We start from the raw sequence: 26,999 nt of genomic DNA on the forward strand, positions 1-26,999 counted from the left end.
TTAGAAATATTTAAATGTTAATCACTTTTATTTACCGCACAGGTAACTTAGAGTTAAAGGATTTATAAGGTTTACTCCCTTATAAATCCTAACCAATCGTGATAAAGCCATTTCTTTTGGTCTGCCAATTTGGGTAAGTTTAGACTTAAATAGCGAGAACAATTTTCAGACCAACCTCGCTCTACCGATGCCATATCTAAATATTTTTGAAGCGCCATTTCAGTCTTCTGATTCGGCCAACAATGAATTTGAGGATTATTGACTAATTCAATTCGTCTAACCAAACTTTCAACCAACAACCAATTTCCTGTTTTTTCATTATATTGATACAGCTTTAAAGCTTGTTCTTCATTCTCTGCTCTTAAAGCAGTAAAAAATTCAGCCTGTGACTGCCTAAAACGGCTTAAAGTTTGCAAAATTCCTGTGTAGTGAATCGGTGTATTCCAAAAACTATAGGCAGGAAACTTGATTGGGGACACATCAGTAGAACGCATGTCAGGACAAATACCATTCCCCAACAAAATATGATGCATACGATCATGTTCTAAATCGGCTAAACGTGGATAGCCCGATTTTTCATAAAACTGTTTAAGATAATTTGCAGGTGATTGAGTCAGACGAGCGATTGAATCTAGTTGTTTAAAATGTTTAATATCCATTAAACCTGCATTTTTTGTATCATCATTTCCTCTCAAAAAATGCCGAGCTGGATGAAACTTAAATCCCTCTGCTTCAAAACCAGGACGTGAGAAACAGGTTTGTTGAGGATGTCTAAAATGACGGATATTGGTTTCCATAATAAAGACATTTGGCTGTGTATAGGGTTCTATTCGATGCCGTCTTGCTCGACCAGAAGCTTGAATAATCGAACGCATTGAAGAAGGTTCAATGATCATCCAGTCATAATCATGGTCTCTCCCTACTTCACAGACAGGTGAAGCTAATACCAAAATAATGTGTTTTTGTTCAGGATATTTCTGCAACCAGCCTTGAACTAGATGGTGATCATGCGGTTGCTTACCATTATTGCGATCTAAAATTTCATCCAGATATTTTTCAATATTAGCTCGAATCAACAATGGAAAACGGGAATGATATACACATAAATGGATACGAGTGTCGACATCAATTTTTTGTTTTAATAACTGTTGAGCAACAGTTGCCAATGGATCGATATTGGCAAAACGCACTAAGCCCACACTATATTGTTTATGTGTTTGTGGATCAGTAATCGCATTTAACTGATGGGCTTTCAGACTTGTATCTAAAATATGCTGAGTAAAAATCTCGTGCCACTTTTCAGTCGTAGGGATTTGTCTAGGCAACCCCACCCATTCTAAACTACGTCTTTGTGTGACTTTTGCAAGTTCATTTAAATAAGCCACTCGTTTTTTTGTAAATTGCCGATGCGCTTTTTCAAATACAGGATTAGCCTCCGAGTTTGTGACTGTGCCATCACATGGAATGACTTGGTGACAAATACTTTTCTCATTTTCATCAAACCATGCTGCAATAATCGGCTGGTTGGCTTGGGTACGATGCAAATTATAGAATTTTCGACCAGAACTATAGGCCAGATATAAACCATTAATTTCAGCAGGAGTTAAGGTCGCGGAGGATAATAACACCCGACTCCCTAATAGGCCTGACCAATAAACTAATCGAGTAAGCGCATAATAATCATCTGGTGAAAAATCATCTGGCTCATCCAAGATTAAATCAGAAGACATCAGCCGCAGCATTGGGGCAATTTGTCGGCCGCCTCGTGTACTTTCAGTGGCAGGAATTAAATGATCGATAGTACAACACAAGATTGGACTCATCAGCATTTTCTTAACCTGATGATTGCCTTTAAGCCATTTGGTAAACAAATGATCGTGACTTAAAATTCCCTCAAAATCCAGTTCGGAATCTTCAAAATCAACGTTTAAATCAGGCTCAAATAATCCACTTAAAGATTCTGATCCCATCATTTTGGCTAATTTGAGGTTTTCTCTGGGATCAAGGTTTTCTGTATCCTGAAGTAATTGCTCCGAACCTGCATGGCTATATTGTTCAAATATTTCTTTAACCGCGCCGCCTCCCACCATAATGGCTAAATCAGTATCATCCAGATTTAATTTTTGTCGTAATGCCTTGCCTGTTTGTAAGGTTAAAGTTCTTAAACCTAACGCAATATTAAAACGAGCACCTTTTTCAGGATCAGCCAAACCATACATAATTCGAGTATTCGCCAAGGTTTTACCTCGGCCAGTGGAAGCTAAATTAACACCGAAAAATCCATGATTTGGATAGTTTTTCTGAATGCTACACGCCTCCTGATAAGATTTGTCCTGCCATTTATAATAAGAATTACTGGTTTTTCTTTCTAAAACTTTTTGTTTTGGCAAACGATTAAATAATTCATTTAAACGAGTTAAAGCACCCATGAGTTGTCTGGCGGATTGACTTACACCAATCAAATGATCATCTAAGGGCTGTTTTAAATCACCCAATCGATCTGTATTGGCATAACATGGATATTTCGGATCATGCCATTTGGCAGTTGGTTCACAACTCGAATAATAATGGTCAGATAACATTAAGACCAAACGGGAAACATGACTTAGGTAAGGATCAGACAAATTAGTTGTTGGATATGCTTTATGCAGTTGTAGAAGCTTTATTGCACAGCTATTGATTTCTTTACACCATGTATGGCTGTTAAAAGGAATATGTTCTGCTTTTATTTTCCAGCATTGCTGAATCTCTTTTTTTTGATTTTGATCATCAGCATCGTATTTTTTGGGATAACACCACTTAAAATTCAAGTCATCCAATACTGTTCCAAACTTGGAAACTGTATAATTTTTATCGCTATTTTTATCTTTACTTAATATATCATTAGGAATTGGTAAGCGATGATGTGAAACAATCAACCATGCAATTAGCTTGGCAAGTTCTGGTAATCCCTGAAATAGTGATCCATGCTGTGGTTGATCAGGAGAATCCTGAATCATCTTTTCCAACCACACATAATCATCATTTTCAGGTGAAATTTTAATTAATTTTTCAATCCATAATTCATCATTATGATCACATGATTTTACAAACGCTTCAAATAATCTTAAAGAAATCCATTCATGCCTAAATGGATCAGCAATCGGCTTTTTATTATATTTTGCATTGGCAATTTTCTTGGCAAAAAATGGATTGATCTTGCCAAAATCATGAAACATTGCAGCTATCCGACTTAGTACAGCAATCAGTGGAGCTGTGTGCCAATTGGTATCATTATAGTCCAATTTAATTGGCCTAGCTGTCCGATTGACAGGCACAATCCCTTGCTCATTAAATTTATTTCGATTTCCTACAATCCACATCAACTCACTTCTACGACGGCCACGTATCCAATGACAACTAACCGCAGTATTTTTAGTGACTGTTTTTCTAAGTAGCTTTTTAACCGCCAACAAACCGTCTTCAGTTATAATGGTTTGCCACGTGTTATCACCTATACGCTCTGCAAATGCATCCAACACACGGCGAGTTCGAGGAATGGCTTTCTTTTCACATTGAGAAATAAAGGTGACAATCATTATTCACTCTCCGAACTTGGAAAGCTTTTAGATGCCTGTAATTTCACTTGTTCAAACATCCAATCCAAACAACGATAATCCGTGAACTTTTGTAGGAGTTGTTGGCGGAACTCCTGCTCGGTTGCCCCCTCTTTAGCACAAATAAATGCCCAAGGTAGAACCACAGCATCTTTAATCAAATCCGCGACATCAAAGACCAATGCACCACGTCGGGTTTTTCCATGCATCACTGCAAAACTGTGTGAAATACCTAATACCCAAAGCGTGGTTGCACTTAAACCATATGCGAGATAATTCCCATGATTAAGGAAATCATTGGCTAAATCTCCCTGTTCAGGATTTCGCTCAAAACTGAGTTTGCAACGAGTGGCAGCAATTTTATAAAGCTGTTTGGTGGTCATTGCTTCAGCAAGTAGTAAATCACCAACTTTGGTTTGATGTGGAATTTTCTTTTCAAAACCATTTAAAGCTTGACTAATATCTGCATCATCCAGATAAAAACCTTCATCTTTTATATCCTTATCTTTAGCCCAAATTCTACGGATATACTCAATGCGAGCATGTTGAAAAGCTTTAGCAACTTGCAAACGTTTGGCTTCATCAAACCAGAAACTCATCCAGCCTTGCATGTACTCGGTTGGGCGATATTCACTTTGTGGTGTGAGCCATTCCACTTCACTACCTGCAAATAATGGTGCTCCCCCGCCACCACAAAAACCAACCAAAACCCCTGCACTACACAACATTCGCATCGCTGCCTGTGTGATGGATGTTCCTGTGCCCAATAAAATTACGGTGGTATTGGCAATGGGGATATTCCAATATTGATTTTCATTTTTAGCCTCAGTCAGATAAAGAACTCGACCATCTTTTTGCATGACTCTGCAATGCTCAAGGTAATATAAATTCGCACGTTTAGAATGAAGAATTGCTTTTAAATCAGAAGGATTAAGTTGTTCCATTTTTATCAAATCATTTTTTTAATGATTTCGAATTTATCATAAGTATTTAGGTGTTTTTATAAATTAAATGCTTTTTAGCGACGTATATTGTCGCTAAAGATTCAGTTTAATCATGGAGTTGTTTAAAATGTCTATGAACTTATAAAAATTAAATAACAGTGTATAAAATCAGAGTGCCCCCACTTAAATGGATAAATATCTAAATAACTTGTTATGATTTACGTCATATTATTCAACAATAATGATTCCTACTTTGGAACAATCCATTTTTTGAGCATAGTTTATGGCAGCAGAAGCGCACTCTCTTGGACTGCTGAGTCCCGTTATTTTACTCGCCGCGGCCGTGATCGCCGTTCCGCTTTTTAAAAAACTCGGACTAGGTTCAATACTTGGCTATCTGATTGCGGGTTTAATAATTGGGCCGTTTGGATTCGCATTTATTCATGATCCTGCTTCTATTTTACATATCGCTGAACTTGGTATTGTGATGTATCTCTTTATTATTGGCATGGAGATGCAGCCGTCACATTTATGGAATATGCGACGTGATATTTTTGGTTTAGGTACCTTGCAAATCACTTTTTGTATTATAGGTCTAACTGGTATAGGTCTGCTCTACGGTTTTCCATGGCAGATTGCTTTTATTAGTGCAGCTGGATTTGTACTTACTTCCACTGCAATCGTTATGCAAGTGCTGGGAGACCGTGGTGATTTAAGCCAACCCAATGGTAAAAAGATCGTTGCTATTTTATTGTTTGAAGATTTACTGATTGTTCCATTGCTCGCTATCGTGGCATTTATGTCACCGAATCAAGTAGTAGAAAGCACGCCAGATCGTCTTAAAGATATTGGTATTGGACTTGCCGCAATCGCAGGATTAGTTGCAGCCGGGTGCTGGTTACTTAATCCGCTTTTTAAAATATTGGCTGCAGCCAAAGCACGGGAGGTCATGACCGCTGCCACATTACTCATTGTATTAGGCGCAGCATTACTAATGCAAACCACAGGTTTATCTATGGCCATGGGTGCATTTCTTGCGGGTGTTTTACTTTCTCAGTCAACCTTTCGTCATCAGATTGAAGCCGATATCGAACCCTTTCGCGGCATTTTATTAGGGTTATTTTTTCTTAGCGTGGGTATGTCGCTGAATTTATCAGTTGTACAAAACAATTGGCTTCTCATTTTAGGCAGCGTTATTGCGTTAATGTTAACTAAAGCAATTCTAATATACGTGGTAGCACGCTTAACTAAAAGCTCACATGCTACGGCTTTAGATCGTGCTGTGATCATGGCACAAGGGGGCGAATTTGCATTTGTGCTTTTTACAGCAGCGGCAAGCGCACAAGTTATTGATGAAACCATTAAATCCAATCTGACAGCAATTGTAGTGTTATCCATGATTTTCACCCCATTACTGGGTATTGTGATGAATCGTTTAATTCGACCAAATAAAATGACCTCACTTGATAATGTGGAACTCGCCAATGATTTGCATGGAAATGTATTACTTATTGGTTTTGGCCGCTTTGGACAAGTTGCCAGTCAGCTTTTACTGGCACGTGGAGTCGATGTCACTCTGATTGATACTGATATCAACATGATTCAAAATGCCACCAAATTTGGTTTTAAAATTTATTATGGTGATGGTACACGTCTGGACATTTTACGCGCCTCTGGTGCTGCTAACGCTCAAGCGATAATGGTTTGCGTTGATAATAAAGATATTACAAATAAAATTGTGGAATTGGTAAAACATGAGTTTCCTTTGGCAAAACTTTTAGTACGTTCTTATGACCGTGAACATTCATTGTCTTTGGTAAAACAGGATGTAGATTATCAAATTCGTGAAACCTTCGAGTCCGCTCTTTTATTTGGCGGTGCAACACTGAATGCTTTAGGCGTTGATAGTGACGAAATTCGGAGTATCACCAAAGAAATACGTGAACTGGATAAAGAGCGCTTTGAAACTGAAATTGCAGCGGATGATGTAGAAGCAGGTATAGGTTTCCAATTTTCAAATACTGAACGTCATCCTCGTCCAACTTCACCTTTAGTCAAACCAAAAACTCATAGCCAACTTTTAAATGAGTCAGAAACCTCTGAAACAAAATAGCAAAAAACTATTTAAAATTATGAGCACGTTGAAGCTCATATTTCCGATCAATTACTTAAGCTGAAGTCATTCGGCTTTATTTTTTGCTACTTAAAAGGCCATCTGCTGTTGTGACTACAGCTTTCTTCTGTTGACGTTGATATAGACAAAGTTCTCGTCCTTTTTTATTTTTCATATGAGTTTGAGGGTAATTTCCTTCCAGCACTAAAGCCGAATAACCTACACGGTCATCAAATAGCATAATATCGCTGACTGCTTTGGCATTTTTCAAACCACTGGCTTTGACACAGGCAGTTTTAACCGCTTGATCATGTTGTTTCCATGCCTGCTCTGAACTGGCATGGGTCATTCCAGCAATCATGCTAAATATAATCAATAGCACTTTTAAAAGAATTGAAGTCTGATCTGTTTGCTGTTTCATAAACACCTCAACTTGTTTTGTCAAACTATCATGAAATGGAACTGGGTAAAGAGATAGTAATACACACAAGATTTAACAGCATTGATAGTAAATGTTACATAGCTTATTACCAATAAATAATACCGTACCAATGAATGAAAATAGATACGTCTTAATAATAAACACTCTGAATATATATTCTTCAGAATAAATTTAGCAATATTCTCTTAAATGTTAAAAATAATATTTCTATAGCTTGATGCTGATTAATTTAAAATATAAACAGATGTGTTTTCATTTTAATTTATAGGGGGTAAAGCTTCAGGATATTGCGGAGCCTGATCACCAATCACATGCCAAAAAGCTTTGGAATTAACGTACGCATGGGAAACAACATTCACATCCACGGGTTCATTAATAAGTCCTGCCCGTAAACGCACTACATCTGGTTTATCCAGATGTGCACTATAAACTGGTGAACCACATTGTTTACAGAATACGCGTTTTTTATTTGGCGTTGCAAAATAAGACTGTAAAAGATTTTCTCCTTTTACGACTTGCATATCCTTGATTTCAACCTGAGTAATCGCAGCAAATGCAGCGCCTTGTGCCTTTTGACACTGTTTACAATGACATATATAAATCGGATTTAAAGGAGCCAATAGTCTTAATTGAATACCCTCACATAAACAAGATGCTGTAAACATTTTTTCACCTTTTAATGACCAATAATTTAATAAAGATATCGCATAAATCCAAAAGCTCAACCAACATAAAATTTAATTTTTAAAGTCAGGTATACTTTAAACTGTTTAAATTATAAAGATGTATATACCTGACAGATTTTAATTTCTTTAATTAAAATAACCTTAGACAAATTATTTTCATATTAAATTACAGATTTATTCTATCATTATCTTTCCTGAAGAACGTACCATTTCAGTTCCATAAAACTTATAAATCCAATACTAACTTCTTGCCTTTAGCACGTGACACACAGATCATCATCGATTGCTGTGATGCCTTTTCATCATCGCTTAGATATTGATCAAAATGTTCTGCTTCACCTTCCAGAATCATAGTTTCACAAGTGCCACAGACTCCTTCACGACATAAACATTCAACATCAATATTGAAAGCTTCAATTGCTTGTAAAATGGTTTGATTGCCCTGAACTTCAACTTCCTGATTGGATTTTGCCAACACCACGGTAAATGCTTCACCATCTTCAGGCATAGCTGAGGCAAACTGTTCCCAGTGAATATATTCATCACGATAACGATAAAAATTACAGCGCTCAATCACAGCATCAATCATTGGTTTTGGTCCACACACATACACATGTGTTCCTTTCGGTTGAGCGCCAATCAATTGATCCAGATCAAGGTATTTTCCATCTGAATCGACATAGCTAAAAATGTGTTCCGCGTGTTTTTGTTCTAATTCTTGCAAGAGGGCTGCATGTTCGGGAGAACGATAAGCATAGTGCAATTCAAATTCTGCACCACGTGCAGTCAGTTCCCCCATTTGCGGTACAAACGGAGTAATACCAATTCCTCCTGCAATTAGAATATGTTTCTCACCATCTTCCGCCAACGGGAATAGATTTTTGGGTTCAGAAATCAGAATCTCACAACCTTCGCTACATTGATCATGCATAAAGACAGACCCGCCTTTGCCATCAATATCTTTACGAACACAGACCTGATACGTTGTAAGATCTTGAGCGCAGCTCATCAGTGAATAAGCATTGGACAGTTGATCATTCATTTTCACAATAATATGACTGCCACCATTGAATTGAGGGAAATTTTGTCCGTCCTGACGTTTAAATGTAAAGCGTTTGATCAGGGGCGTAAGTTGCTCTACACGTGTGACCACTGATGGAAACATTTCATAATGACTAGCCATGTCTAAATCCTCTTTACCGCATTCTGCTCATCTAAGCATGTTCTATTTTTAAACTCGCATGTGAGGCTGTCACCGCTGACAGCCCCATAAGCATTATTGCTATAATCCTAAACACATGTATTTAATGGTCATGAATTCTTCTAAACCGTATTTAGATCCTTCACGACCAACACCCGACTGCTTAACGCCACCAAAGGGCACCACCTCATTAGAAATCGCAGTTGAATTCATCCCGACCATGCCATATTCAAGCTTTTCAGCGACGCGCCAAATTCGTGAAATGTTTTCGCTATAGACATATGCTGCTAAACCGAAGATGGTGTCATTGGCTTGTGTCACGACATCCGTTTCATCTGTAAAACGAATCAAGGGTGCCACTGGCCCAAAAATTTCTTCTTGAACAATTTCCATATTTCGATTCACCTCAGTTAAAACTGTAGGTTCAAAAAAAGTCTGGCCAAGTGGATGCTGTTTACCTCCACATGCTATTTGGGCGCCTTTGCTACAGGCATCGTCAATTAACTGTTGCGCTTTTAATACGGCTTTTTCATTGATTAATGGCCCAATTTGTACATTAGCCTCAAGCCCATTCCCGATTTTAAATTTCTGTACTTCTTGAACAAATTTCTCAGTAAACGCTTGATAAATCTTGTCATGTACGTAAATTCGATTGGCACAGACACAGGTTTGCCCAGCATTACGGAACTTGGCAAAGATCGCGCCCTGTACTGCTTTATCCAAATCCGCATCATCAAATATAATCAACGGCGCGTTACCACCCAGTTCCAGAGCTAACTTTTTAATGGTGTCTGAACATTGCTGCATCAATAAACGACCGACTGGTGTAGAACCTGTAAAAGTCAGTTTTTTTACTTTTTCATGACTGGTAAATATTGCACCAATCTCTTGCGATTTACCTGTAACTACATTAATGACACCTGCTGGAATACCTGCCATTTCAGCCAATTTAGCAATCGCAAGCGCACAATACGGTGTTTCATTGGCAGGTTTGATTACAATGGTACAGCCAGCAGCCAAAGCAGGCGCAGCTTTACGTGTAATCATGGCAATCGGAAAGTTCCACGGCGTAATTGCCGCTACAACCCCCACCGGTTCTTTAGTGACAATAAAACGTTGTTGGCTATTTGTGGTTGGAATCACATCGCCATACACGCGTTTGCCTTCTTCGGCAAACCATTGAATAAACGAAGCCGCATATTTCACTTCGCCTAGTGCTTCCGTTAAAGGCTTACCCTGTTCAATGGTCATAATACGCGCCAATTCATCGGCATGCGCTAGAACTAACTGGTACCAAGCCAGTAAAAGGTCTGCACGTTTTTGTGCAGTCAATCCTTTCCATGTGGCTAACGCCTGATACGCCACCTCAACCGCTTCGGTTGCTTCTGCTGCACCCATATTTGGAATTAAACCAATTTCTTCGCCAGTTGCAGGGTTGGTCACAGGAATGGTGGCATTGGAGTGGGCATTGATCCATTGACCATTGACCCATCCTTGTTGTTGAAATAACGGACTTGCTTGCAAACTTGACATGTCATGTTCCTATCGATTGAAAGCAAGGTATGACGCTATTCGCCATACCTTTAAATTGACTGATATCTGGCACAAAATTATTTGTGATGTTGCGCCACAAGATTCTGGAAATAGGCAATACCATGTTCACTAATTCCTGAACGTTGCTTATCAGTCATGATCCGGCCTTGACCGCGATAACCACGTGATTTCAAGCCACGTTGTACACTTTCAACCAGTTCAAGGTCTTCAGGACGAAATACATTGCGATACCATTCAATCAAATCTTTCTGGTCTTGGGTCAATTCTTCATTGGTAAAGAAAATATCGTAATGTTGCAAAGTCGTTTCCGCATCCATCGGGAACTCATAAATTACAGTCATAAAATTTGCACCCGGCGGTACGTTAAACATGGTACAAGGCCACGTCCAAAAACCACTAAAGGTTGGATCTTTAACAGAGGGATCAAGCTTAAATGATTTCTCTGAAGAACGTGCATAACCATATTGCAGCGTCCAGTTCTGATGAGTGGTGTGCCAGTATTTATCCACTTGTACAGAGTCTGCGAAACCAGGATGTGCTGGGCCACAGTGATAACATTCTAAATAGTTATCTACAATCACTTTCCAGTTGGCAGGAGTTTCAGTGACAAAACGTGCCGCCAATTTCAAGTCTTTGATTACCGCACAAGCTTCATTGAGTTTTTGTGCAAATTCAGGCAATTGATCTTCAACGCAAGTGGCATTTTCGTCCATATTGATAAAGACGAAACCACCATATTCTTCAACTTTTAATGGCACCATACTTGAGTTTTGCTTGTCAAAAGACTCCACATGATCACAGTTACGTGCTAATGCCAAACTACCATCCAGCTTAAACGTCCATGCATGATACGGACAGGTAATCACATTCTTCGCTTTGCCGCTGCCACTTAACAACTCATGACCTCGATGCGGGCAGACATTGTAAAACGCACGTAAAACGCTATCTTTACCGCGAATCACGATAATGTTTTCACCAATCACTTTACGGGTAATATAGTCATTGGCTTGGGCAACTTCACTGCCATGTGCCACGCAAATCCAGCTTTTTGCAAAAATTTCTTCTTTTTCAAGCTCATAAACTTGAGAAGACGTATAAAATACTTTTGGAAATGTCCAGGCTACATCTGGATTTGAACAGAAATCTTCGGGTAATTTTTCAACTGCATTCATGGTTTTACTCCATTAAACTCTTTTGTCCTGAGACTGTTTTATCAAAATTGGCGGATGTTCAGATCACGTGAACATTTGCTTTATCGAACTCAGCATATGCTGATATAAATCTTGCACTACAGGACAATCACGTACTAAACGTAAACTGCCATGCAGTAATCCTTTACCGAGATAAAACTCAGCTACAATATTGGCTTGCTTTAATTTCTCTACAAAAATACGCCCGTCATCACACAATGGATCGTATTCAGCGACCGCAACAAAACTACTTGGCATATCAGAAAAATCCTGCGCCATGAGTGGTGATAACCGTAAATCCTGCCAGTCACTTTTATTCGGTGCATATTCTTTCAGGTAATACTGCATATCATTGAGCGTTAGCAACGGTGCTTCCGCATGTTGTTGACACGCTGCCGTATCAAAACTGCTACTCAAACACGGATAAATTAAGGCCATACCACATGCCTGAGCGCCTGTATGTTGGAGTTGAACAGCCAGTGCAGCGGCTAAATTACCGCCTGCGCTATCACCCGCTAAAACAATTTGTGCCGGATTAATATTCCAGTCGGTTCCAAACTGTTGTAACCATTGGTACACCGTTTCACAATCTTCATAAGCAGCTGGAAAATGATGTTCTGGCACTAAGCGATAATCCACACTCAACACTGCAACATTGAGATCACGGCATAAATAACGGGTAATAAACTCATGAGAATCTAAATTGCCCACCATCCATCCGCCACCATGTATATACAACACACATGGCCAACCTGTTGCTGGGGCACTACCTAATGGCGTATACAACCGAACATTGACGGGATGAGCGACATTTGCAATCGTTTTATCTTCAATCTTGACCGTACCATCGCGTGGTAAAGTGTAGTGCAAGCACATTGCATCGTAAGCTGCACGAATTGAATCAATATCACTATCTGCTGGCGAATAAATACTGCTCCAGTACACCAGACTTTGCATTTCTTCACTTAGCTCATCGTATATGTTCGGTTGTAGAGTCATGACAATTCCTTTTGGCTGACTTTATTCGCAATTTGAGTTGCAGCAATATCAATATGCATCTGCTGATGTGAGTCAGTATGATCAAGTGCTTCCAATTCGCTAAAGCTTTTTTGCTCAATCAAATGCGATGGAATCTTGGAATAGTCTTCAATGAGCCATTTCACTAAACCATAGGTCTGCACCAGAATGATCAAAATAAAAGGTAAGGCGGTCACGATTGTTGCGGTTTTCATGGTATCTAAAGGCGCTTTAGAGAAAATCATCGCAATCGGGACCAGCGTTAACATTACACACCAAAATAAACGTGCATTTGGAGACGGATCCTGCCCTTCTCGTAAACCCCGGGTACACGTTGCAGATACCGCATAACCCACTGCGTCCATATGTGCTGCAAGGAAAATCACCATAATGCCAAGAAATAGCCACATCATTAGTTTACCTGCGGGCAATAAACCAAGCAGTTGACCAATCGCCACTTCACCACCTTGCTGAGTTAAGACTTGTGGGACATTAACCATACCGTGAATAAAACTATAAACACTGTAATTTTCAAATATTCCAAAAATGACCCATAAACCAACGCTACCACCAATAACCATGGCAAGAATCACTTCTTTAATGGTTCGCCCTTTAGACACACGCGTTACGAATAAAGCCACCCCAGGTGCATAAGAAATCCACCATAACCAATAGAACACGGTCCATTCACGTGTGAATTTTCCGTCACCCATTGGGTCTGTAAATAAGCTCATATCCACAAAATTAGTCGCCATCAAACCGAAACTCATCAATGAGTTATTCATAATGAATTGGGTTGGCCCAAAACACAGCACATAGATTGCAAACAACACTACGCCCAAGCACACCATATGGCTTAAACGTTGCATCCCTTTGTCCATACCCACATAAGAGCTGAGCGCGAATAAGATTGACACAGCTAAAATGACAATCACTTTGGTCATAAAAGTATTTGGAATACCAGTCAACTGCGACAAAATATTGGTAAATGTCACAGCAGTTAAAACCAGTGAAATGGTGAGGGCGCCAAACATACACAGCAAGAACATCAGATCAACCAAGCGTCCGACTGGGCCGGTTGCTTTAAAGCCAGTCACTGCTTCAATCATCGAAGCCAGACTTAAGCCTTTGTTCTTTCTGACATGATAGCTATAGCATAGTGAAATCGATGCCAAGGCATAGATTGACCATGCACTTAAGCCAGAGTGGAAGAATGAATAAGCCACACTGTATTTCAGTGCCTCTGCCGATTCTGGGGCTAAATTTAAACCTGGGGTTTGGTAATAATAAGCCCAGTCTAAAAAGCCCCAGTACAAGGTCGAAGAACCAATTCCCGATAAAATGAACATAAAAATCCATGACATGGTACTGTATTCGGGTTTACCTTCACCGAGCTTGATTTTGCCATATTTACTAAATGCCAAAGCAAAAGTAAAAATAATTGATAAAAAAGTAAATAAAAGTACAGGTGTAGTAAATACAGAGGTTGTCCACTGCATCCACTTTGCTGCCAACCGTATTGATTCAGATGAGTAAATTGCCAGACCAGTCACCGAGATAAATACAACGGCTAAACTGGTGATCGCAAGCGTCTTATCTGTATAAGGTTTTGTAATTTGATTATCCATATCTATTCAATCCATCTCGGATAGTAGTGGAAGTCTCTAAAACATGCCTATCACTGTCAGTATGTGGAAAAGAATGAACAAAAATCGCAGTTTACATAAGGTAAATAAGCATTTTCAGGACATTTTTAAACCATACCAACCTGCTTAAGTAGCTTTAGGGATTCCCTTATTATTGGCTAAGGACGCCTACTCCATCGCGAATAAATCCATTTTCTGATGCGTAACAAATGATGCAATCGCATCTCCCACTTCATAGGTTCTTGCCGTTCCACCGACATCAGGTGTTTTAGGACCATGGACTAACACATGCTCAATTGCCTGCATAATCTCTTGACCTGCTTCAATGACTTTCTCTTCGCCCTCTGCCAGAAAATCCAGCATCATGGCACCTGACCAAATCGCAGCAATTGGATTGGCAATTTGTTGTCCAAAAATATCAGGTGCAGAACCATGTACAGGTTCAAAAAGTGACGGGAATTTGCGTTCTGGGTTTAAGTTTGCCGAAGCTGCTAAACCAATCGTACCGGTACATGCCGGGCCTAGATCCGACAAAATGTCACCAAATAAATTCGATGCCACCACTACATCAAATCGCTCAGGCTGTAGTACAAAACGTGCCGCTAAAATATCAACATGCTGTTTATCTGCTTTGATCTGCGGATATTGTTTTGCCATTTCGTCAACGCGCTCATCCCAGTACGGCATACTCACCGCAATACCATTGGACTTGGTTGCTGCCGTAATCTTTTTAGCATCACGTTGATCGGCAAATTCAAAAGCATATTTTAAAATGCGGTCAACACCATGACGGGTAAACACAGCTTCTTGCAATACAAATTCACGATCCGTACCTTCAAAAGCTTTACCACCAATGGCAGAGTACTCTCCTTCACTGTTTTCACGCACCACATAAAAATCGATATCGCCTGGCTTTTTACCTGCAAGTGGACATTTCACTCCAGGCATTAACCGAACGGGGCGTAAATTTACATATTGGTCAAAACGACGACGAAACTGTAGTAATGAACCCCACAATGAAATGTGATCTGGGACTTTTTCAGGCCAACCTACAGCACCAAAGAAGATTGCATCGTATTCCTGTAAGACTTCAAACCAGTTATCTGGCATCATTTTGCCATGTTCAAGATAGTAATCGCAGCTCGCCCAATCAAATGCATCAAACTGAATCGCAAGATCATATTTATCTGCTACAGCCTTTACAACTTTAATCCCTTCTGGTAGAACTTCTAAACCAATCCCATCACCCGCAATCGTGGCAACTTTATACTTTTTTGCCATAACGCTCCCTTACACCTTTGGTTAATATCCTTAGATGTAAACATGCTATTTTCAACAGCAATGATCAATAAGAAAACTATCATCCCAATGGACACGGATCGTGAATAATCTACCTAACCTATCGGATTTAAAGGTTTTTTGCACAGTCGCCAAACGCAAGAGTTTTGTCGATTCTGCGGAAGAACTGGGTGTTTCACCTGCTTTTATCAGTAAACGTATCAATATTTTAGAAACAAATTTAAACTGCAAACTCTTTCATCGTAGTACCCGCCATGTAAGTTTGACTGAAGATGGAAAACTGATTTTAGATCGCGTATCCAATATTCTGGATGAATTTGATGAAATCAGCGAGCTAGTGAATAATCCGCTCAGCACGCCAACGGGTCGTCTGGATATTGTGAGTAGTTTTGGTTTTGGTCGTAAACATATTGCGCCTATCCTGTCGAAACTCATGACTATGTACCCCAAACTGGAAATTCAATTTGATACGATTGATAACACCAAAGACTTGATTCAACATAGCATTGATTTGGATATTCGGATTGGTAATGAAATTGCGCCCAATATGATTGCTAAAAAATTAGCATCCAATTTTCGGATTTTTTGTGCAGCCCCGAGCTATCTACTGAAAAACGGAATGCCTGAAAGTCTTGAAGATTTGCGGACACATGATTGTTTAACCATTAGTGAACGTGACCAATCCTCAGTGCTGTGGAAACTTCGTCATGCTTTAGAAGATCGATCTGTGCATGTTACCCCGCGCTTTGTTTCTAATAACGGCGAAATTATTCATCAGCTCGCAACTGAAGGGCACGGTATTATTTTACGTTCAATCTGGGACGTGGCAGATGAGTTGATTAATGGACAATTACAACATATTTTACCAGAATACTGGCAAGATGCTGATATTTGGGCTGTTTATCCATCCCGTTTAAAGAGTTCTTCTAAATTACAAACCTGTATTTTATTTATCCAGAATGAACTACTTAATCGTTTACAGCATGTTCAAAATGTCTCTCGTGGTCAGTTGATTCAACCAATTGAACCCATGACACCACCAACAGAAAAGGTATTTTTATAGTCAAAAAAGCCAGCTTTTTTTTATTACAAGCTGGCTTTTTAAATAAATACAAGCAAGTTAGAAATAATATCCAATGGACAAATAAAATAATTTATTCCACTGATTGGTATCGCCTTGAGCGAGTCCATTGGCTCCGCTGCCAGTCATTGGATCATTACGACTCCAGATATATTCCCCCTGTATACCAACCGCTTTATAGTTAAAATATATGCCCGCAATTAAACGATCTGAATCCTGATAGTCCGATTCCTCTTTATAGAAACGACTATATGAAACATAAGGCTTGATATTTTCTAACTGGTGAAAAGGCTTGGCAAAGGTGTAATTAATCTCATTGGCCATATATTTGCCTTTATTAGCGACTTGATAAGGATAATCAAATACCCCGATTGTCGAACTGTTTGGCAGCAAATCATCACCATTCTTAATATTTTGTTCTCCAAATAAAAATAACCATTGCCATGCCTGATAATTGGTGGTGCTAAAAATGCTCCATGTACGGCGATGTCCATCTTGATCTGTGCGATGATTTTTCAGTTCTGAATACCAGTAAGACCCTCCAATTTCAGTCGAAAAGTTTTCTGTAGCGTTCAATTCAAATTTCCGTGAAAGACGTGTCACCCACATATTTTTTTCATCAATATCGGTACCCTGGGTCAAATCATCAGCTTCAACGAAGTTACCACTATAACGACTGGAATCTTTAGAAATGCCTTTGTAATTTCCCCCATCGGTGGGATAAAAACCTAAAATAAAGTTGTATTGATCATCCTTAAACTGATACTTCACGCCTAAATTTTGGATATCCTCCAGTCCGACTGTATTGAGTAAAGTTTCATAATAACTATTGCCCCAAAGCCGTCCAAACCCAAAATCGACTGATTGCAATCCTATTGAAACACGTTGCTGATTTGAAATTTTATATCCAACCCATGCATCTTTTAAAAATAACGCATCACATAAGCGGCTGTATTGATAACAACGAACATCCATCGATGCAATCCAGTCAGGATTTTCATATGTTAAAACTGTTTTGATATCTGCAAGTTGCCAATCATCATTCTTTGAGCCTTCATTTGCCTCAACCACATAATCTTTATGGATATAGCGGGTACGAATCGCCCCTGAAAGTTTAAGTTGACCCGTTTCAGCAGTGGGATCACCGATACTTAAATCTGCCGCTAATAGAGGCATATTTGCCAAAATGCTCATTGAACCTAAAAATAAAAGCACCTTCTTCATTGTTTTACATCCTTGTTTTAACTTATGTAAAAATGAAGAAATTTAACCCAATGAACAACGGCTAAACTATGAAGTTGGCTTTTCCGAAGTGTGTTTAATCCTTACAGCGCATAAGCAAAATCAAAGCATCGATTACCCAGCAATCTCAAAATGAGGGTGGAATTACCCAAATTTTATTAGGACAACCGATTTCTAAATAGCCATGCAGCCAAGGGCAACGTAATAACCGCCAGAACAAACATGGGAATAAAATCACCTTTTACCTGACTAAAAGTTGCCCCTTCCAGATAAATTCTTTGTACTAAATCGATTCCAAAACGTAAAGGATTGGCATAAGTCGCAATTTGTAGAATATGTGGCATGTTTTGTACGGGTGTAAGTAATCCTGATAACAACATTAAGGGCATAATTAAAAAGAACGTAAATAACATGGCCTGTTGCATATTTAAAGAGATCGCCGAAATAGACAAGCCCACACCGACCACAGCAATGTTAAAAAATAACAACCCAAAATATAACAAGCTTAAAGAGCCATTCATGGGAATGCCAAACCAGAACATAATGATCAATAAAATAATGGTGGATTGCATCAAACCAATAAAAATTGGCGGTAATGCTTTACCAATCATGATATGAAGCGGGGTATAAGGAGTCACAAGTAATTGATCAAACGTGCCTTGTTCTCGTTCTCTTGCAACCGAAAGCGAAGATAACAATAAAGTTTGCATCATACTTAAAGCAGCAATTAACGAAGGCATAATCCCCCATCTGGATTCCTGATTGGGGTTATACCACGTACGTATTTCAAGTTGAAAAGGGGCAATATTTCCTAAGCGTTCCTGGTTAAGTGAATTCACTACATTATTGATATAAGCGCCAGCCATTCCTGCAGTAGATGAATTACGACCATCTAAAATAACTTGTATAGGCGAAGTTTGAGTGTTATTTAGTTTGTCTTCAAAATCTGGCGGAATACTTATCACAGCTAACGCTGTGCGCTGATCAATCACGTCTTTAATCTGTGAATTATTATTGAGAATAGCGGTTCGATGAAAAATACCAGAACCATCCAAATGCGATAATAATTGCTGAGATGCCAGACTTTTACTCTGATCTAAAATTGCATAATCCACTCGATTTACATCATAGTTCGCGGCATAGCCAAACAATAAAGCCTGAATTAAAGCAGGTGCAAATAAAATAACCCGATTGGCTGGATCACTTAAAATCGTGAGAAATTCTTTTTTGACCAATACCATCAAGTAATTTAACCAAGTAACAAAAGTATGAAACATGCTGTTACCCCAAACGTTTTCTTAGTGATCGACACGATGCAGTCATTAAAATCACAACATACACCATTAAAATGCCACACTCTTTTAGCCAAAGCCCCCAGTCATCTCCCCCTAAAAACAGAGTTTTAATGAGGGACATAAAATGAGTTGCAGGCAAAATTTGGCTAATTATCTGTATTAACCACGGTAAATTACGAGTGTCAAAAACAAACCCAGATAGCATCATTGCTGGCATAAAGCTGACCAGTAGAGCCATTTGACTGGCTTGGAACTGGCTTTTGGAGAATCCCGAAATCGTCAATCCTAATAACAATGAAACCAATAAATATAAAAATGATGCACTAATAATAGAAAGTAATGAACCACGGATTGGAACATCAAAGATCAAACTTGCTGCTAATAAGCACATCACAATATCGATCATGCCAATCACGATATATGGAATGAGTTTTGAAAGAACAATTTCCAATGGACGAACTGGAGTTACAAATAAAGCTTCGAGCGTTCCTCTTTCTCTCTCCCTAGCGATTAATAAACCGGTGAGAAATGCACCAATCAAGGTCAATACCAATACGATCAGCCCAGGAACTAAAAACCAAGTACTATTTGCCGATTCATTAAACCACATACGTTGTTCAACACTGATTAATCCCGCTGATGTGCCGATATTATTTCGATCTGCTTGAATCGTTTGTGCTGTCAGTAATGCCCCTGAAATATATCCCTGTAAAGCAGAGGCAATCGTGGTCGATCGGCCATTTGTAATGACTTGTATGGTTGCGGTATTTTGTGCGCTTTGCTGTGCAAAATCTGTAGGCAGATTGACAATAGCATCTATTTCAGCGCGTCCCATTGCCTGTTCAGCCTGATAAAAACTGGTATAAGGCAAAGCCGTAATATATTTCGTCCCATTTAGCCCAGCAATCAACTGCTGACTTTGAGGCGTCATATTTTGTGCAACCACGCCTACCCGGCCATTATTTAAATCGAAAGATAACCCGTAACCAAAGAGTAAAATCAGGATAAGGGGTAAGATCAGGCCGATTGCCAGACTACTTTTATCCCGGAGTAATTGATGAATTTCTTTACGGATCAAAGCAGCCAAACGTAAAACAGAAGCCGATCCTTTCATGCGACATGCTCCTGTTGATGTGTACGGGCTTGTTCTACAATCGCAATAAATGCGCGATTCATATCACTACTACTGCCTGTACCCGCCTGCTGACGCACTTGTTTAGGAGAACCTAAAGCCAGCATCTTACCGGCATCCTGTATCGCAATACGGTCACAGTACTCAGCTTCCTCCATAAAGTGTGTCGTAATAATAATGGTCATGCCCTGATCGGCTAATTTTCCGATGGTGTACCAAAAAGCTCGCCTCGCTAAAGGGTCAATACCACTGGTCGGTTCATCCAGAAAGACAATTTCGGGTTGATGTAATAAAGCCGCTGCCATCGACAAACGTTGTTTAAATCCATTGGGTAAATCACCGCTTTTTGCATGGGGCTGGAGTTCAAATTGATGTAACGCTTTTTCAATTTGTTGCTTGAGTTTATTTCCAGATAAACCATACGCCCCGCCAAAAAATTTTAAATTTTCCAGAACTGTTAAATTTCCATATAGCGCAAATTTCTGTGAAACATAGCCAATACGCGCTCGTGCCTGTGCCCGTGCATGACGCAAATTCAGTCCAGCAACTTCAAGAGTTCCACTGGTTGCAGGTAATAGGCCGCATAACATTCTAAATGTAGTGGTTTTACCCGCGCCATTGGGTCCGAGTAAACCAAAAATTTCTCCTCGGTTTACATCAAAAGAAGTACTGGCGACCGCTGTAAAATCACCAAACTTGCGCACAAGATCTTTCACTACAATCACGGGTTCAACTTGATCATTCGCAATTTGCGTAGAAGAAACTAAATCATTTGCAGACTGATGCTGTGTACCATCATCATGCTGTTGAGCCTGATGTAAAAACCACATGAACGCATCTTCAAGTTCAGGTTCCCTAGCTGAAACTACAACGCCTTGTGGTAACTGCTCATCGGGTAATTTCGGACAATCGGGTTGTGTAATAAATCGAACTTCATCCCCTTTAGGTACCGCATCTGTAATAAATTGATGATTATCTAATAAATGTGCTTGTAATGCCCGTGCCTTCATAAATTCAGGTGGCTTGACTTGCCAAGTCAACCCTCTGACCTGTTCGCTTAAATGTTGCGGTGTGCCTTGTTGCAGTATTTTTCCCTCATACATGACATATACCTCAGCACATCGTTCGGCTTCATCCATATATGCGGTACTCATAATTACGCTTAAATTTTCTTCTTTAACCAATTGTTCAATGATTAACCATAAGTCTCGTCTGGATAAAGGGTCCACTCCGACACTGGGTTCATCTAAAAGTAATAACTCGGGTGAACGAACCAAAGTACAAGCCAAACCCAGTTTTTGTTTCATTCCCCCAGAAAGCTTTCCTGCTGGTCTTTGGGTAAATTTACTGAGATCGGTAATCTCTAATAAACGGGCAAATCGTTGTCTGCGTATTTCTTGAGGAACGCCGTGCAAATCGGCATAGAGATCAAGATTTTCCTGAATACTCAGATCTTCATATAATCCAAACCGTTGTGGCATATAGCTAATACGGTCTTGCACAGCTTGCGGATTTTTTGAAACGTCAGTTCCTAATACCTGCAATGAACCCGAAGTGGGTTGATATAATCCTGCGATTAAGCGTAAAAAAGTTGTTTTACCCGCTCCATCTGGCCCGACCAATGCCGTTAGTTGCCCTGATCGTATGTGCATGTTTAAATCCTGAATTGCACAGATATCAGGCATTTTCTTATTTTCTGAGCGAAAGACCTGTCGCAAATTTTGCGCAATAACCACATCAGAAGCATTGTTTGGCAAGTCATTCATAAGCAGTTACTCAATCAGCTTTGGCGATTTTGACTGTCACAGGTTGACCCATTTTTAATTGATCATCTGGATCATTTACATAAACTCTAACCTCATAAACCAAAGTGGTTCGGATATCTTCGGTCTGTACCGTTTTTGGGGTAAATTCTGCTACAGAAGAAATATAACCAATCTTGCCTGAAATGGGCTGATTCGGCTGGGAATCACGAATAACTTGAGCCTGATTACCCATTTTGATCAAACCCAACTGCTGTTCATTGGCATAGACACGCACCCATTTTGGATCTGTGAGAGCCAATGTATAAACTGTTTTTTGAGCAGTAGTCATATCACCCACTTCCTGAAGTCTGGCACGAACGACTGCATTGACTGGGGCACGTAATATACTTTGAGTAATTTGATATTCAATTAAATTCAGGTTGGCTTGGCTGGCTTCGTACTGCGCTTTGGTAGCGGCGCGATCTTCTGCTCTTGCACCTTTTTCCAATAACACAAGATTAGCCTGCTGTTCTTTAACTGTAGCAGCAGCAGTCGCTTGACTGGTCCGAGCAAGATCAAGTTCCTGTTTACTGATAGCTTGGCCTGCGGTGCTATTATTCAAAAGTTGTAATCGCTGAAAATCCTTACTGGCTTTTTCAAGCTGTGCCTGTGCAGAAGTTAATTGAGCTTTGGCTTGAGTAATCTGTTCTGGGCGGGTACCCACATCCTGTGCAATGACAGCCTGTTTTTGTACATTTAGTTGAGCTTTGGCTTGTTGTGCCTGTATTTTTAAGGCATCGGTATTTAGTTCTGCAAGTACTTGACCCTGTTGTACTTTATCTCCCTCCTGAACATTTAAACGCTGAATCCGTCCTGCCTGTTCAAACGCCAGTGAAACCTGACGAATATCAACATTTCCATACAGCGTCAATTCGTGTTCCGAAGGTTTATCTTTATTCCAATACCAGTATGCAGCAAACGCTAGCGCAAGGATAAGAACGACCAGCAAAGTCGCAACAACACCTTTTTTCATGTTAGTCGCCTTGAATGAAATTATTATAGTTTAAATTCAATTTAAATTTAAACTACATCAACTCGGCAAAAAAATATATACTTAAAAAGCAAAATTTGATTCAGGTTACACAATGTCCAGATCACGTCGCCGTGATGGTGATTTAACGAAAGCCAAAATTATTGAAGCAGCAGGTCAATTAATTGCTCAAGAGGGTTTTGCGCAAACAACCAATAAAGCGATTGCCCAGTTAGCTCAAGTGGATCTAGCAGCAATTAATTATCATTTTGAAGGTCGTGAAGGTTTATACAAAGCGGTTTTGGCTGAAGCCCATGCCCATTATATTGATGAGCAACAATTATCTGAGCTAGTAAAAAGTCCATTCTCTCCAACCAGAAAACTTGAAATTTTCTTTGAGACACTGATTAGTAAACTGGTTGAAAAAGATGTCTGGCATAGTCAGGTTTTTATTCGTGAACTATTTTCTCCTACCCCTTATCTAGAACAGTTCATGGCTCACGATGGAACAAGAAAATTTCAATATATTCGTCAAATTATAAGTCAGGTTTCAGGTCTAGACGAAAATCATCCAGCACTTTTGCCTTGTGTACTGAGTGTTGTTGCGCCCTGTATGATGCTGATTATTGCCAGTACCAATGTTCCGACTCCCATACAGAGCATTTCACGTATGGATTCACAACGTCTGCTTCAGCATCTTATGACCTTTTCTTTAGCTGGTTTGGAGGCAATTAAGCAAAGTCATCAGATAACTATAACTTAATATTTTTTATTTCGATCCATCTCAATCCTTTTACATAGATTATGGTTTGAATATATCAAATGTTCTTACAGGCTACTTTTGTCGCTAGGGTAAATTTTTAATTCTTCCATATTTCTGCTTAATTGTTGTATCAAGATTTGAGAGATTCTGGATAACTGACGGCGCTGTCCTGCGCAAAGTGCTAGGGTTAACGGCTGAATAGCGCGCTCTTGAAGAGGAATAAAAATTAGCTCTTTATTTTCAACGGCTGTATAAACATCCAGATAGCTAAGAATTGCGATTCCCATATTTCTTTTTAACATTGAAATCATAAGTCGAATATCATTCGTCAGTGTTTGATGTACAGGAACAATGTGCTGTTTTTTATACATCGCCATGACTCTTTCATGGATCATTAAAGGCGCATCTGCAATGATATGACGGCTTTCATAGGTATCTGCAAGCGTAAGTTTAGGTTGAGTCGCAAGAATATGTTGCGGACTCATAACAAAGCCGATTGGGATTTCGATAAACGATAAAACTTCAAGTTGAGCATGTACCAAAGGGTCGAGAATCAGACCAAAATCGATTTCTGTATTGATCAGTTTTTGGATAATTGCCTTACTTTCATGCGTATGAATATTGAATGTAATCCATGGATATTGTTGTTGTAATTCAGCCAAAGTTTCAATCACAAAACCTTCACTTAATGCTGAAATTAGCCCCATTTCAATGGATCCACGTTTTAAGCCTTGTATCTCATCAAAACGTATACGTGTTTGTATAAACTCTTTTTTCCAGCGTAAAAGATCTGAATAAAGTAATTCACCAGCGAGCGTCAGTTTAAGTCCATTGGGTAAACGCTCGAAAAGTGCTATGCCAAGTTGTTCCTCAGCAAGCGTGATTTGTCGATGTACTGCGGAAACAGAAATAAACAGTTGTTCCGCCGCTTTATGCAAATTTTCAGTTTCAGCAACCACTAGAAAATATTCAGCAAATCGAGAAAAAGGAACATTCATCACCGCCATTACCTATATAGAAAATACAAAAAATTAGAAGCATTCTGTTTTTTAGAACATATTATACAAATCATTCTAATAGACAATATACACCATACATTCAATACTGCATTTAATTCGATCATTCCCAAAATAAAGTACGAGGCGCAGCCATGAATGCAATCCCAGTCATTAATCTGATCAACAAACCTTGTTATAGCCAATTTGAAGATCAGGATTGGGAGATCCTTTCCCAACATTGGTATCCTGTTGCTCGAATTGAAGATGTCGCTATTCAACCACAGCAAGTCACTTTGCTGGACGTTAAAATGGCTCTCTATAAAACCGAGTCAGGTGAGATTCATCTGGTGCGGGATATTTGTCCACATCGTGGTGTGCCATTGACGAAAGGCTGGGTTGAAGGTGAAGAAATTGTTTGTCCTTATCATGGCCTGCGTTATAACGCGGAAGGGAAATGTACAAAAATTCCTGCACAACCAGAACTTACTAAAATTTCAGATCGTTTCCGACTGACCAAATTTCCAGTGGTACAAAAATATGGTTTGATCTGGACCAGTATTCAAAATCGTAATGTCGAATTGGCTAATTTTCCGCATCTCGATACATGGGAAGATGAAACACATCAAGCCATTTTACCGCCATTTGTGGATATCGCAGGTTCAAGTGGACGCCAACTTGAAGGATTTATTGATGTTGCACATTTTGCATGGGTGCATAATGAAGCCTTCGCCAGTCGTGAAAATCCTGTCGTTCCAAAATATTCAACCCTAAAAACAGAGTATGGTTTACATACTGAATATGTCAGTGATGTAAGTAATTATCCTCATGGATTGCAACATTTAGCACCCCAAGATTTCTTATGGAAACGTGTGTTTGATGTATATCCACCATTTTCTGCAATATTAACTGTGCATTTTCCTCATGACGGAATTCTAAAAATTTTAAACGCATGCTGCCCAGTTTCACATAATAAAACCCGCTTGTTTGTTCCTCTGACTCGTAATTTTGATACGACTGGAGATTTACAGGCTGTGTATGACTTTAATGCACAAATTTTTGCAGAGGATCAAGAAATGGTTGAAGCGCAAAAACCTGAAGAGTTACCACTTGATTTAACCATGGAAGCACATTTTGAAGCAGATCGTTCTTCTACAACTTATCGTCGCATTTTGGCTGATTGGGGATTAAGCAAACGCTATACAGTTTAAAATTTAATGACTAAGCAACTTTTCTCTTTTCATCTCTAACTGTTTTATACGTTGTATTTGTAATGACATTATTTTGCTGACTTTTTTGAATGCACATTTTGGTTTCATACGCAGTAAAACAAGAAGTTAAAATAAGCCCTTATTAGTCATATAAAGGCTTATTTTAACTTAATTTTTTATTAAAAATATAAGTCCCACTCTTAATTAATTGTATAGCTCAATGCAAATATTCTCCCTTGTGCAGGAATAGCCAATAATGGATTCGCATTTGTTACAGCCAACTGTTGAGCAAATACTGTTTGATATTGGCTTCCCCAAAGGTTATATACACCAAAGTCCATCCGCCCTTTGACTATAGGAAAATAATCAATCACATCCAGTGGGTATAACCTTTTCAGCAAATAAGGTTCCTTTGACTAGAGAAAGAGTGTAGACATTGAGTTCATGCCAACTGTTGGCAGCATCTTACTTGCGAAGAGTGGACCCCCACTCTTTTAGCTCAATATCGTCCATTATTGTACTGACATATACCTAATATTCTTTAGATTACAATCCTTCCTACTCACAGCCCTATCATTTAAGCTAAAAAACAACACGTATTCAATTTTCTAAAATAGTCTGAACTTGTATAGCTTAATTCAAATTTTGACGAGGGTAAGTTGAGGGGGAAATACGAAGTTAAAAAATAAGCCCTTGTAAAAAACAAGGGCTTATTTAGATATTTGGCGGAAGCGGTGAGATTCGAACTCACGGAGGACTCACACCCTCGTCGGTTTTCAAGACCGGTGCATTAAACCGCTCTGCCACGCTTCCATGT

20 protein-coding genes, 1 tRNA gene and 1 pseudogene are annotated in these 26,999 nt (G+C 39.3%); 4 read left to right on the forward strand and 18 right to left on the reverse strand.

Going from position 1 to position 26,999, the window contains the following annotated elements; translation table 11 throughout:
* Positions 1–71: 71 nt before the first annotated feature.
* Both cas3f and cas1f read right to left on the reverse strand, forming a co-directional pair.
* Positions 72–3,578 (reverse strand): type I-F CRISPR-associated helicase Cas3f, encoded by a 3,507-nt coding sequence (gene cas3f / locus IAE20_RS11290; protein WP_200482067.1) that lies wholly within the window; start codon positions 3,576–3,578, stop codon positions 72–74.
* Positions 3,578–4,540 (reverse strand): type I-F CRISPR-associated endonuclease Cas1f, encoded by a 963-nt coding sequence (gene cas1f / locus IAE20_RS11295; RefSeq protein WP_200482068.1) that lies wholly within the window; start codon positions 4,538–4,540, stop codon positions 3,578–3,580. The genes cas3f and cas1f overlap by 1 nt, the downstream gene beginning before the upstream one ends.
* Before the next feature lie 283 nt (positions 4,541–4,823).
* On the opposite strand from cas1f, the gene IAE20_RS11300 reads away from it, so the two are divergent.
* On the forward strand, positions 4,824–6,653 hold the full coding sequence (locus IAE20_RS11300) for a monovalent cation:proton antiporter-2 (CPA2) family protein (RefSeq protein ID WP_200482069.1): 1,830 nt from the start codon (positions 4,824–4,826) through the stop codon (positions 6,651–6,653).
* Positions 6,654–6,729: 76 nt separating this feature from the next.
* Here IAE20_RS11300 and IAE20_RS11305 read toward each other — a convergent pair whose 3' ends face one another.
* The 8 genes from IAE20_RS11305 to IAE20_RS11340 form a co-directional block, all read right to left on the reverse strand.
* The gene (locus tag IAE20_RS11305) at positions 6,730–7,074 is read right to left on the reverse strand and encodes a hypothetical protein (RefSeq protein ID WP_200482070.1); all 345 of its coding nucleotides are present in this window, start codon (positions 7,072–7,074) and stop codon (positions 6,730–6,732) included.
* Between the two features lie 278 nt (positions 7,075–7,352).
* On the reverse strand, positions 7,353–7,760 hold the full coding sequence (locus tag IAE20_RS11310; protein WP_200482071.1) for a GFA family protein: 408 nt from the start codon (positions 7,758–7,760) through the stop codon (positions 7,353–7,355).
* A gap of 247 nt (positions 7,761–8,007) precedes the next feature.
* On the reverse strand, positions 8,008–8,964 hold the full coding sequence (gene cntB / locus IAE20_RS11315; RefSeq protein ID WP_200482072.1) for a carnitine monooxygenase, reductase subunit CntB: 957 nt from the start codon (positions 8,962–8,964) through the stop codon (positions 8,008–8,010).
* A 99-nt stretch (positions 8,965–9,063) separates the two neighbouring features.
* On the reverse strand, positions 9,064–10,515 hold the full coding sequence (locus IAE20_RS11320; protein ID WP_200482073.1) for an NAD-dependent succinate-semialdehyde dehydrogenase: 1,452 nt from the start codon (positions 10,513–10,515) through the stop codon (positions 9,064–9,066).
* 77 nt (positions 10,516–10,592) lie between these two features.
* Positions 10,593–11,708 (reverse strand): carnitine monooxygenase subunit alpha, encoded by a 1,116-nt coding sequence (gene cntA / locus IAE20_RS11325; protein ID WP_200482074.1) that lies wholly within the window; start codon positions 11,706–11,708, stop codon positions 10,593–10,595.
* 63 nt (positions 11,709–11,771) lie between these two features.
* Entirely contained in the window at positions 11,772–12,725 is a 954-nt protein-coding gene (locus tag IAE20_RS11330) for an alpha/beta hydrolase (RefSeq protein WP_200482075.1), read from the reverse strand.
* Complete coding sequence (locus tag IAE20_RS11335) at positions 12,722–14,377, reverse strand: BCCT family transporter (protein ID WP_200482104.1); 1,656 nt, start codon at positions 14,375–14,377, stop codon at positions 12,722–12,724. Before IAE20_RS11335 ends, IAE20_RS11330 begins: the two co-directional genes overlap by 4 nt.
* 180 nt (positions 14,378–14,557) lie before the next feature.
* Positions 14,558–15,670, reverse strand: a complete 1,113-nt coding sequence (locus IAE20_RS11340; protein WP_200482076.1) for a tartrate dehydrogenase — start codon at positions 15,668–15,670, stop codon at positions 14,558–14,560.
* A gap of 100 nt (positions 15,671–15,770) precedes the next feature.
* Here IAE20_RS11340 and IAE20_RS11345 point away from each other — a divergent pair, with 100 nt between their 5' ends.
* Positions 15,771–16,751: a LysR family transcriptional regulator gene (locus tag IAE20_RS11345; protein WP_200482077.1), complete on the forward strand. Its 981-nt coding sequence runs from the start codon at positions 15,771–15,773 to the stop codon at positions 16,749–16,751.
* Between the two features lie 57 nt (positions 16,752–16,808).
* Here the strand turns inward: IAE20_RS11345 and IAE20_RS11350 are convergent, their stop codons facing one another.
* From IAE20_RS11350 to IAE20_RS11370, 5 genes are all read right to left on the reverse strand, one after another.
* A complete protein-coding gene (locus tag IAE20_RS11350) occupies positions 16,809–17,993 on the reverse strand; it encodes a hypothetical protein (RefSeq protein WP_200482078.1) in 1,185 nt (394 codons plus the stop codon).
* A 176-nt stretch (positions 17,994–18,169) separates the two neighbouring features.
* On the reverse strand, positions 18,170–19,288 hold the full coding sequence (locus IAE20_RS11355; protein WP_200482079.1) for an ABC transporter permease: 1,119 nt from the start codon (positions 19,286–19,288) through the stop codon (positions 18,170–18,172).
* Positions 19,289–19,292: 4 nt separating this feature from the next.
* Positions 19,293–20,420: an ABC transporter permease gene (locus IAE20_RS11360; RefSeq protein ID WP_200482080.1), complete on the reverse strand. Its 1,128-nt coding sequence runs from the start codon at positions 20,418–20,420 to the stop codon at positions 19,293–19,295.
* Complete coding sequence (locus IAE20_RS11365) at positions 20,417–22,204, reverse strand: ATP-binding cassette domain-containing protein (RefSeq protein ID WP_200482081.1); 1,788 nt, start codon at positions 22,202–22,204, stop codon at positions 20,417–20,419. The genes IAE20_RS11360 and IAE20_RS11365 overlap by 4 nt, the downstream gene beginning before the upstream one ends.
* Positions 22,205–22,214: 10 nt before the next feature.
* A complete protein-coding gene (locus IAE20_RS11370; protein WP_200460868.1) occupies positions 22,215–23,216 on the reverse strand; it encodes an HlyD family efflux transporter periplasmic adaptor subunit in 1,002 nt (333 codons plus the stop codon).
* A 112-nt stretch (positions 23,217–23,328) separates the two neighbouring features.
* On the opposite strand from IAE20_RS11370, the gene IAE20_RS11375 reads away from it, so the two are divergent.
* Positions 23,329–23,976 (forward strand): TetR/AcrR family transcriptional regulator, encoded by a 648-nt coding sequence (locus IAE20_RS11375; RefSeq protein ID WP_200482082.1) that lies wholly within the window; start codon positions 23,329–23,331, stop codon positions 23,974–23,976.
* Positions 23,977–24,041: 65 nt separating this feature from the next.
* On the opposite strand, the gene IAE20_RS11380 is transcribed toward IAE20_RS11375, so the two are convergent.
* Positions 24,042–24,974 (reverse strand): LysR family transcriptional regulator, encoded by a 933-nt coding sequence (locus tag IAE20_RS11380; protein ID WP_200482083.1) that lies wholly within the window; start codon positions 24,972–24,974, stop codon positions 24,042–24,044.
* Positions 24,975–25,126: 152 nt separating this feature from the next.
* Between IAE20_RS11380 and IAE20_RS11385 the strand changes: the two genes are divergently transcribed.
* The gene (locus IAE20_RS11385) at positions 25,127–26,182 is read left to right on the forward strand and encodes an aromatic ring-hydroxylating oxygenase subunit alpha (RefSeq protein ID WP_200482084.1); all 1,056 of its coding nucleotides are present in this window, start codon (positions 25,127–25,129) and stop codon (positions 26,180–26,182) included.
* Positions 26,183–26,382: 200 nt separating this feature from the next.
* Here IAE20_RS11385 and IAE20_RS11390 read toward each other — a convergent pair.
* Both IAE20_RS11390 and IAE20_RS11395 read right to left on the reverse strand, forming a co-directional pair.
* Positions 26,383–26,647: pseudogene (locus IAE20_RS11390) on the reverse strand (TonB-dependent receptor); the annotation flags it as partial.
* A 258-nt stretch (positions 26,648–26,905) separates the two neighbouring features.
* Positions 26,906–26,995: transfer RNA gene (locus tag IAE20_RS11395), tRNA-Ser, on the reverse strand.
* Positions 26,996–26,999 lie beyond the last annotated feature (4 nt).

Origin of the sequence: Acinetobacter sp. S54 (assembly GCF_016624945.1) — a bacterium.
GTDB lineage: Bacteria > Pseudomonadota > Gammaproteobacteria > Pseudomonadales > Moraxellaceae > Acinetobacter.

Excerpts from the sequence above, each read along its gene's own strand:
- cas3f (WP_200482067.1), bottom strand. The coding sequence starts at position 3,578 with ATGATTGTCACCTTTATTTCTCAATGTGAAAAGAAAGCCATTCCTCGA.
- cas1f (WP_200482068.1), bottom strand. The coding sequence starts at position 4,540 with ATGGAACAACTTAATCCTTCTGATTTAAAAGCAATTCTTCATTCTAAA.
- IAE20_RS11300 (WP_200482069.1), top strand. The coding sequence starts at position 4,824 with ATGGCAGCAGAAGCGCACTCTCTTGGACTGCTGAGTCCCGTTATTTTA.
- IAE20_RS11305 (WP_200482070.1), bottom strand. The coding sequence starts at position 7,074 with ATGAAACAGCAAACAGATCAGACTTCAATTCTTTTAAAAGTGCTATTG.
- IAE20_RS11310 (WP_200482071.1), bottom strand. The coding sequence starts at position 7,760 with ATGTTTACAGCATCTTGTTTATGTGAGGGTATTCAATTAAGACTATTG.
- cntB (WP_200482072.1), bottom strand. The coding sequence starts at position 8,964 with ATGGCTAGTCATTATGAAATGTTTCCATCAGTGGTCACACGTGTAGAG.
- IAE20_RS11320 (WP_200482073.1), bottom strand. The coding sequence starts at position 10,515 with ATGTCAAGTTTGCAAGCAAGTCCGTTATTTCAACAACAAGGATGGGTC.
- cntA (WP_200482074.1), bottom strand. The coding sequence starts at position 11,708 with ATGAATGCAGTTGAAAAATTACCCGAAGATTTCTGTTCAAATCCAGAT.
- IAE20_RS11330 (WP_200482075.1), bottom strand. The coding sequence starts at position 12,725 with ATGACTCTACAACCGAACATATACGATGAGCTAAGTGAAGAAATGCAA.
- IAE20_RS11340 (WP_200482076.1), bottom strand. The coding sequence starts at position 15,670 with ATGGCAAAAAAGTATAAAGTTGCCACGATTGCGGGTGATGGGATTGGT.
- IAE20_RS11350 (WP_200482078.1), bottom strand. The coding sequence starts at position 17,993 with ATGAAGAAGGTGCTTTTATTTTTAGGTTCAATGAGCATTTTGGCAAAT.
- IAE20_RS11355 (WP_200482079.1), bottom strand. The coding sequence starts at position 19,288 with ATGTTTCATACTTTTGTTACTTGGTTAAATTACTTGATGGTATTGGTC.
- IAE20_RS11360 (WP_200482080.1), bottom strand. The coding sequence starts at position 20,420 with ATGAAAGGATCGGCTTCTGTTTTACGTTTGGCTGCTTTGATCCGTAAA.
- IAE20_RS11365 (WP_200482081.1), bottom strand. The coding sequence starts at position 22,204 with ATGAATGACTTGCCAAACAATGCTTCTGATGTGGTTATTGCGCAAAAT.
- IAE20_RS11370 (WP_200460868.1), bottom strand. The coding sequence starts at position 23,216 with ATGAAAAAAGGTGTTGTTGCGACTTTGCTGGTCGTTCTTATCCTTGCG.
- IAE20_RS11375 (WP_200482082.1), top strand. The coding sequence starts at position 23,329 with ATGTCCAGATCACGTCGCCGTGATGGTGATTTAACGAAAGCCAAAATT.
- IAE20_RS11380 (WP_200482083.1), bottom strand. The coding sequence starts at position 24,974 with ATGAATGTTCCTTTTTCTCGATTTGCTGAATATTTTCTAGTGGTTGCT.
- IAE20_RS11385 (WP_200482084.1), top strand. The coding sequence starts at position 25,127 with ATGAATGCAATCCCAGTCATTAATCTGATCAACAAACCTTGTTATAGC.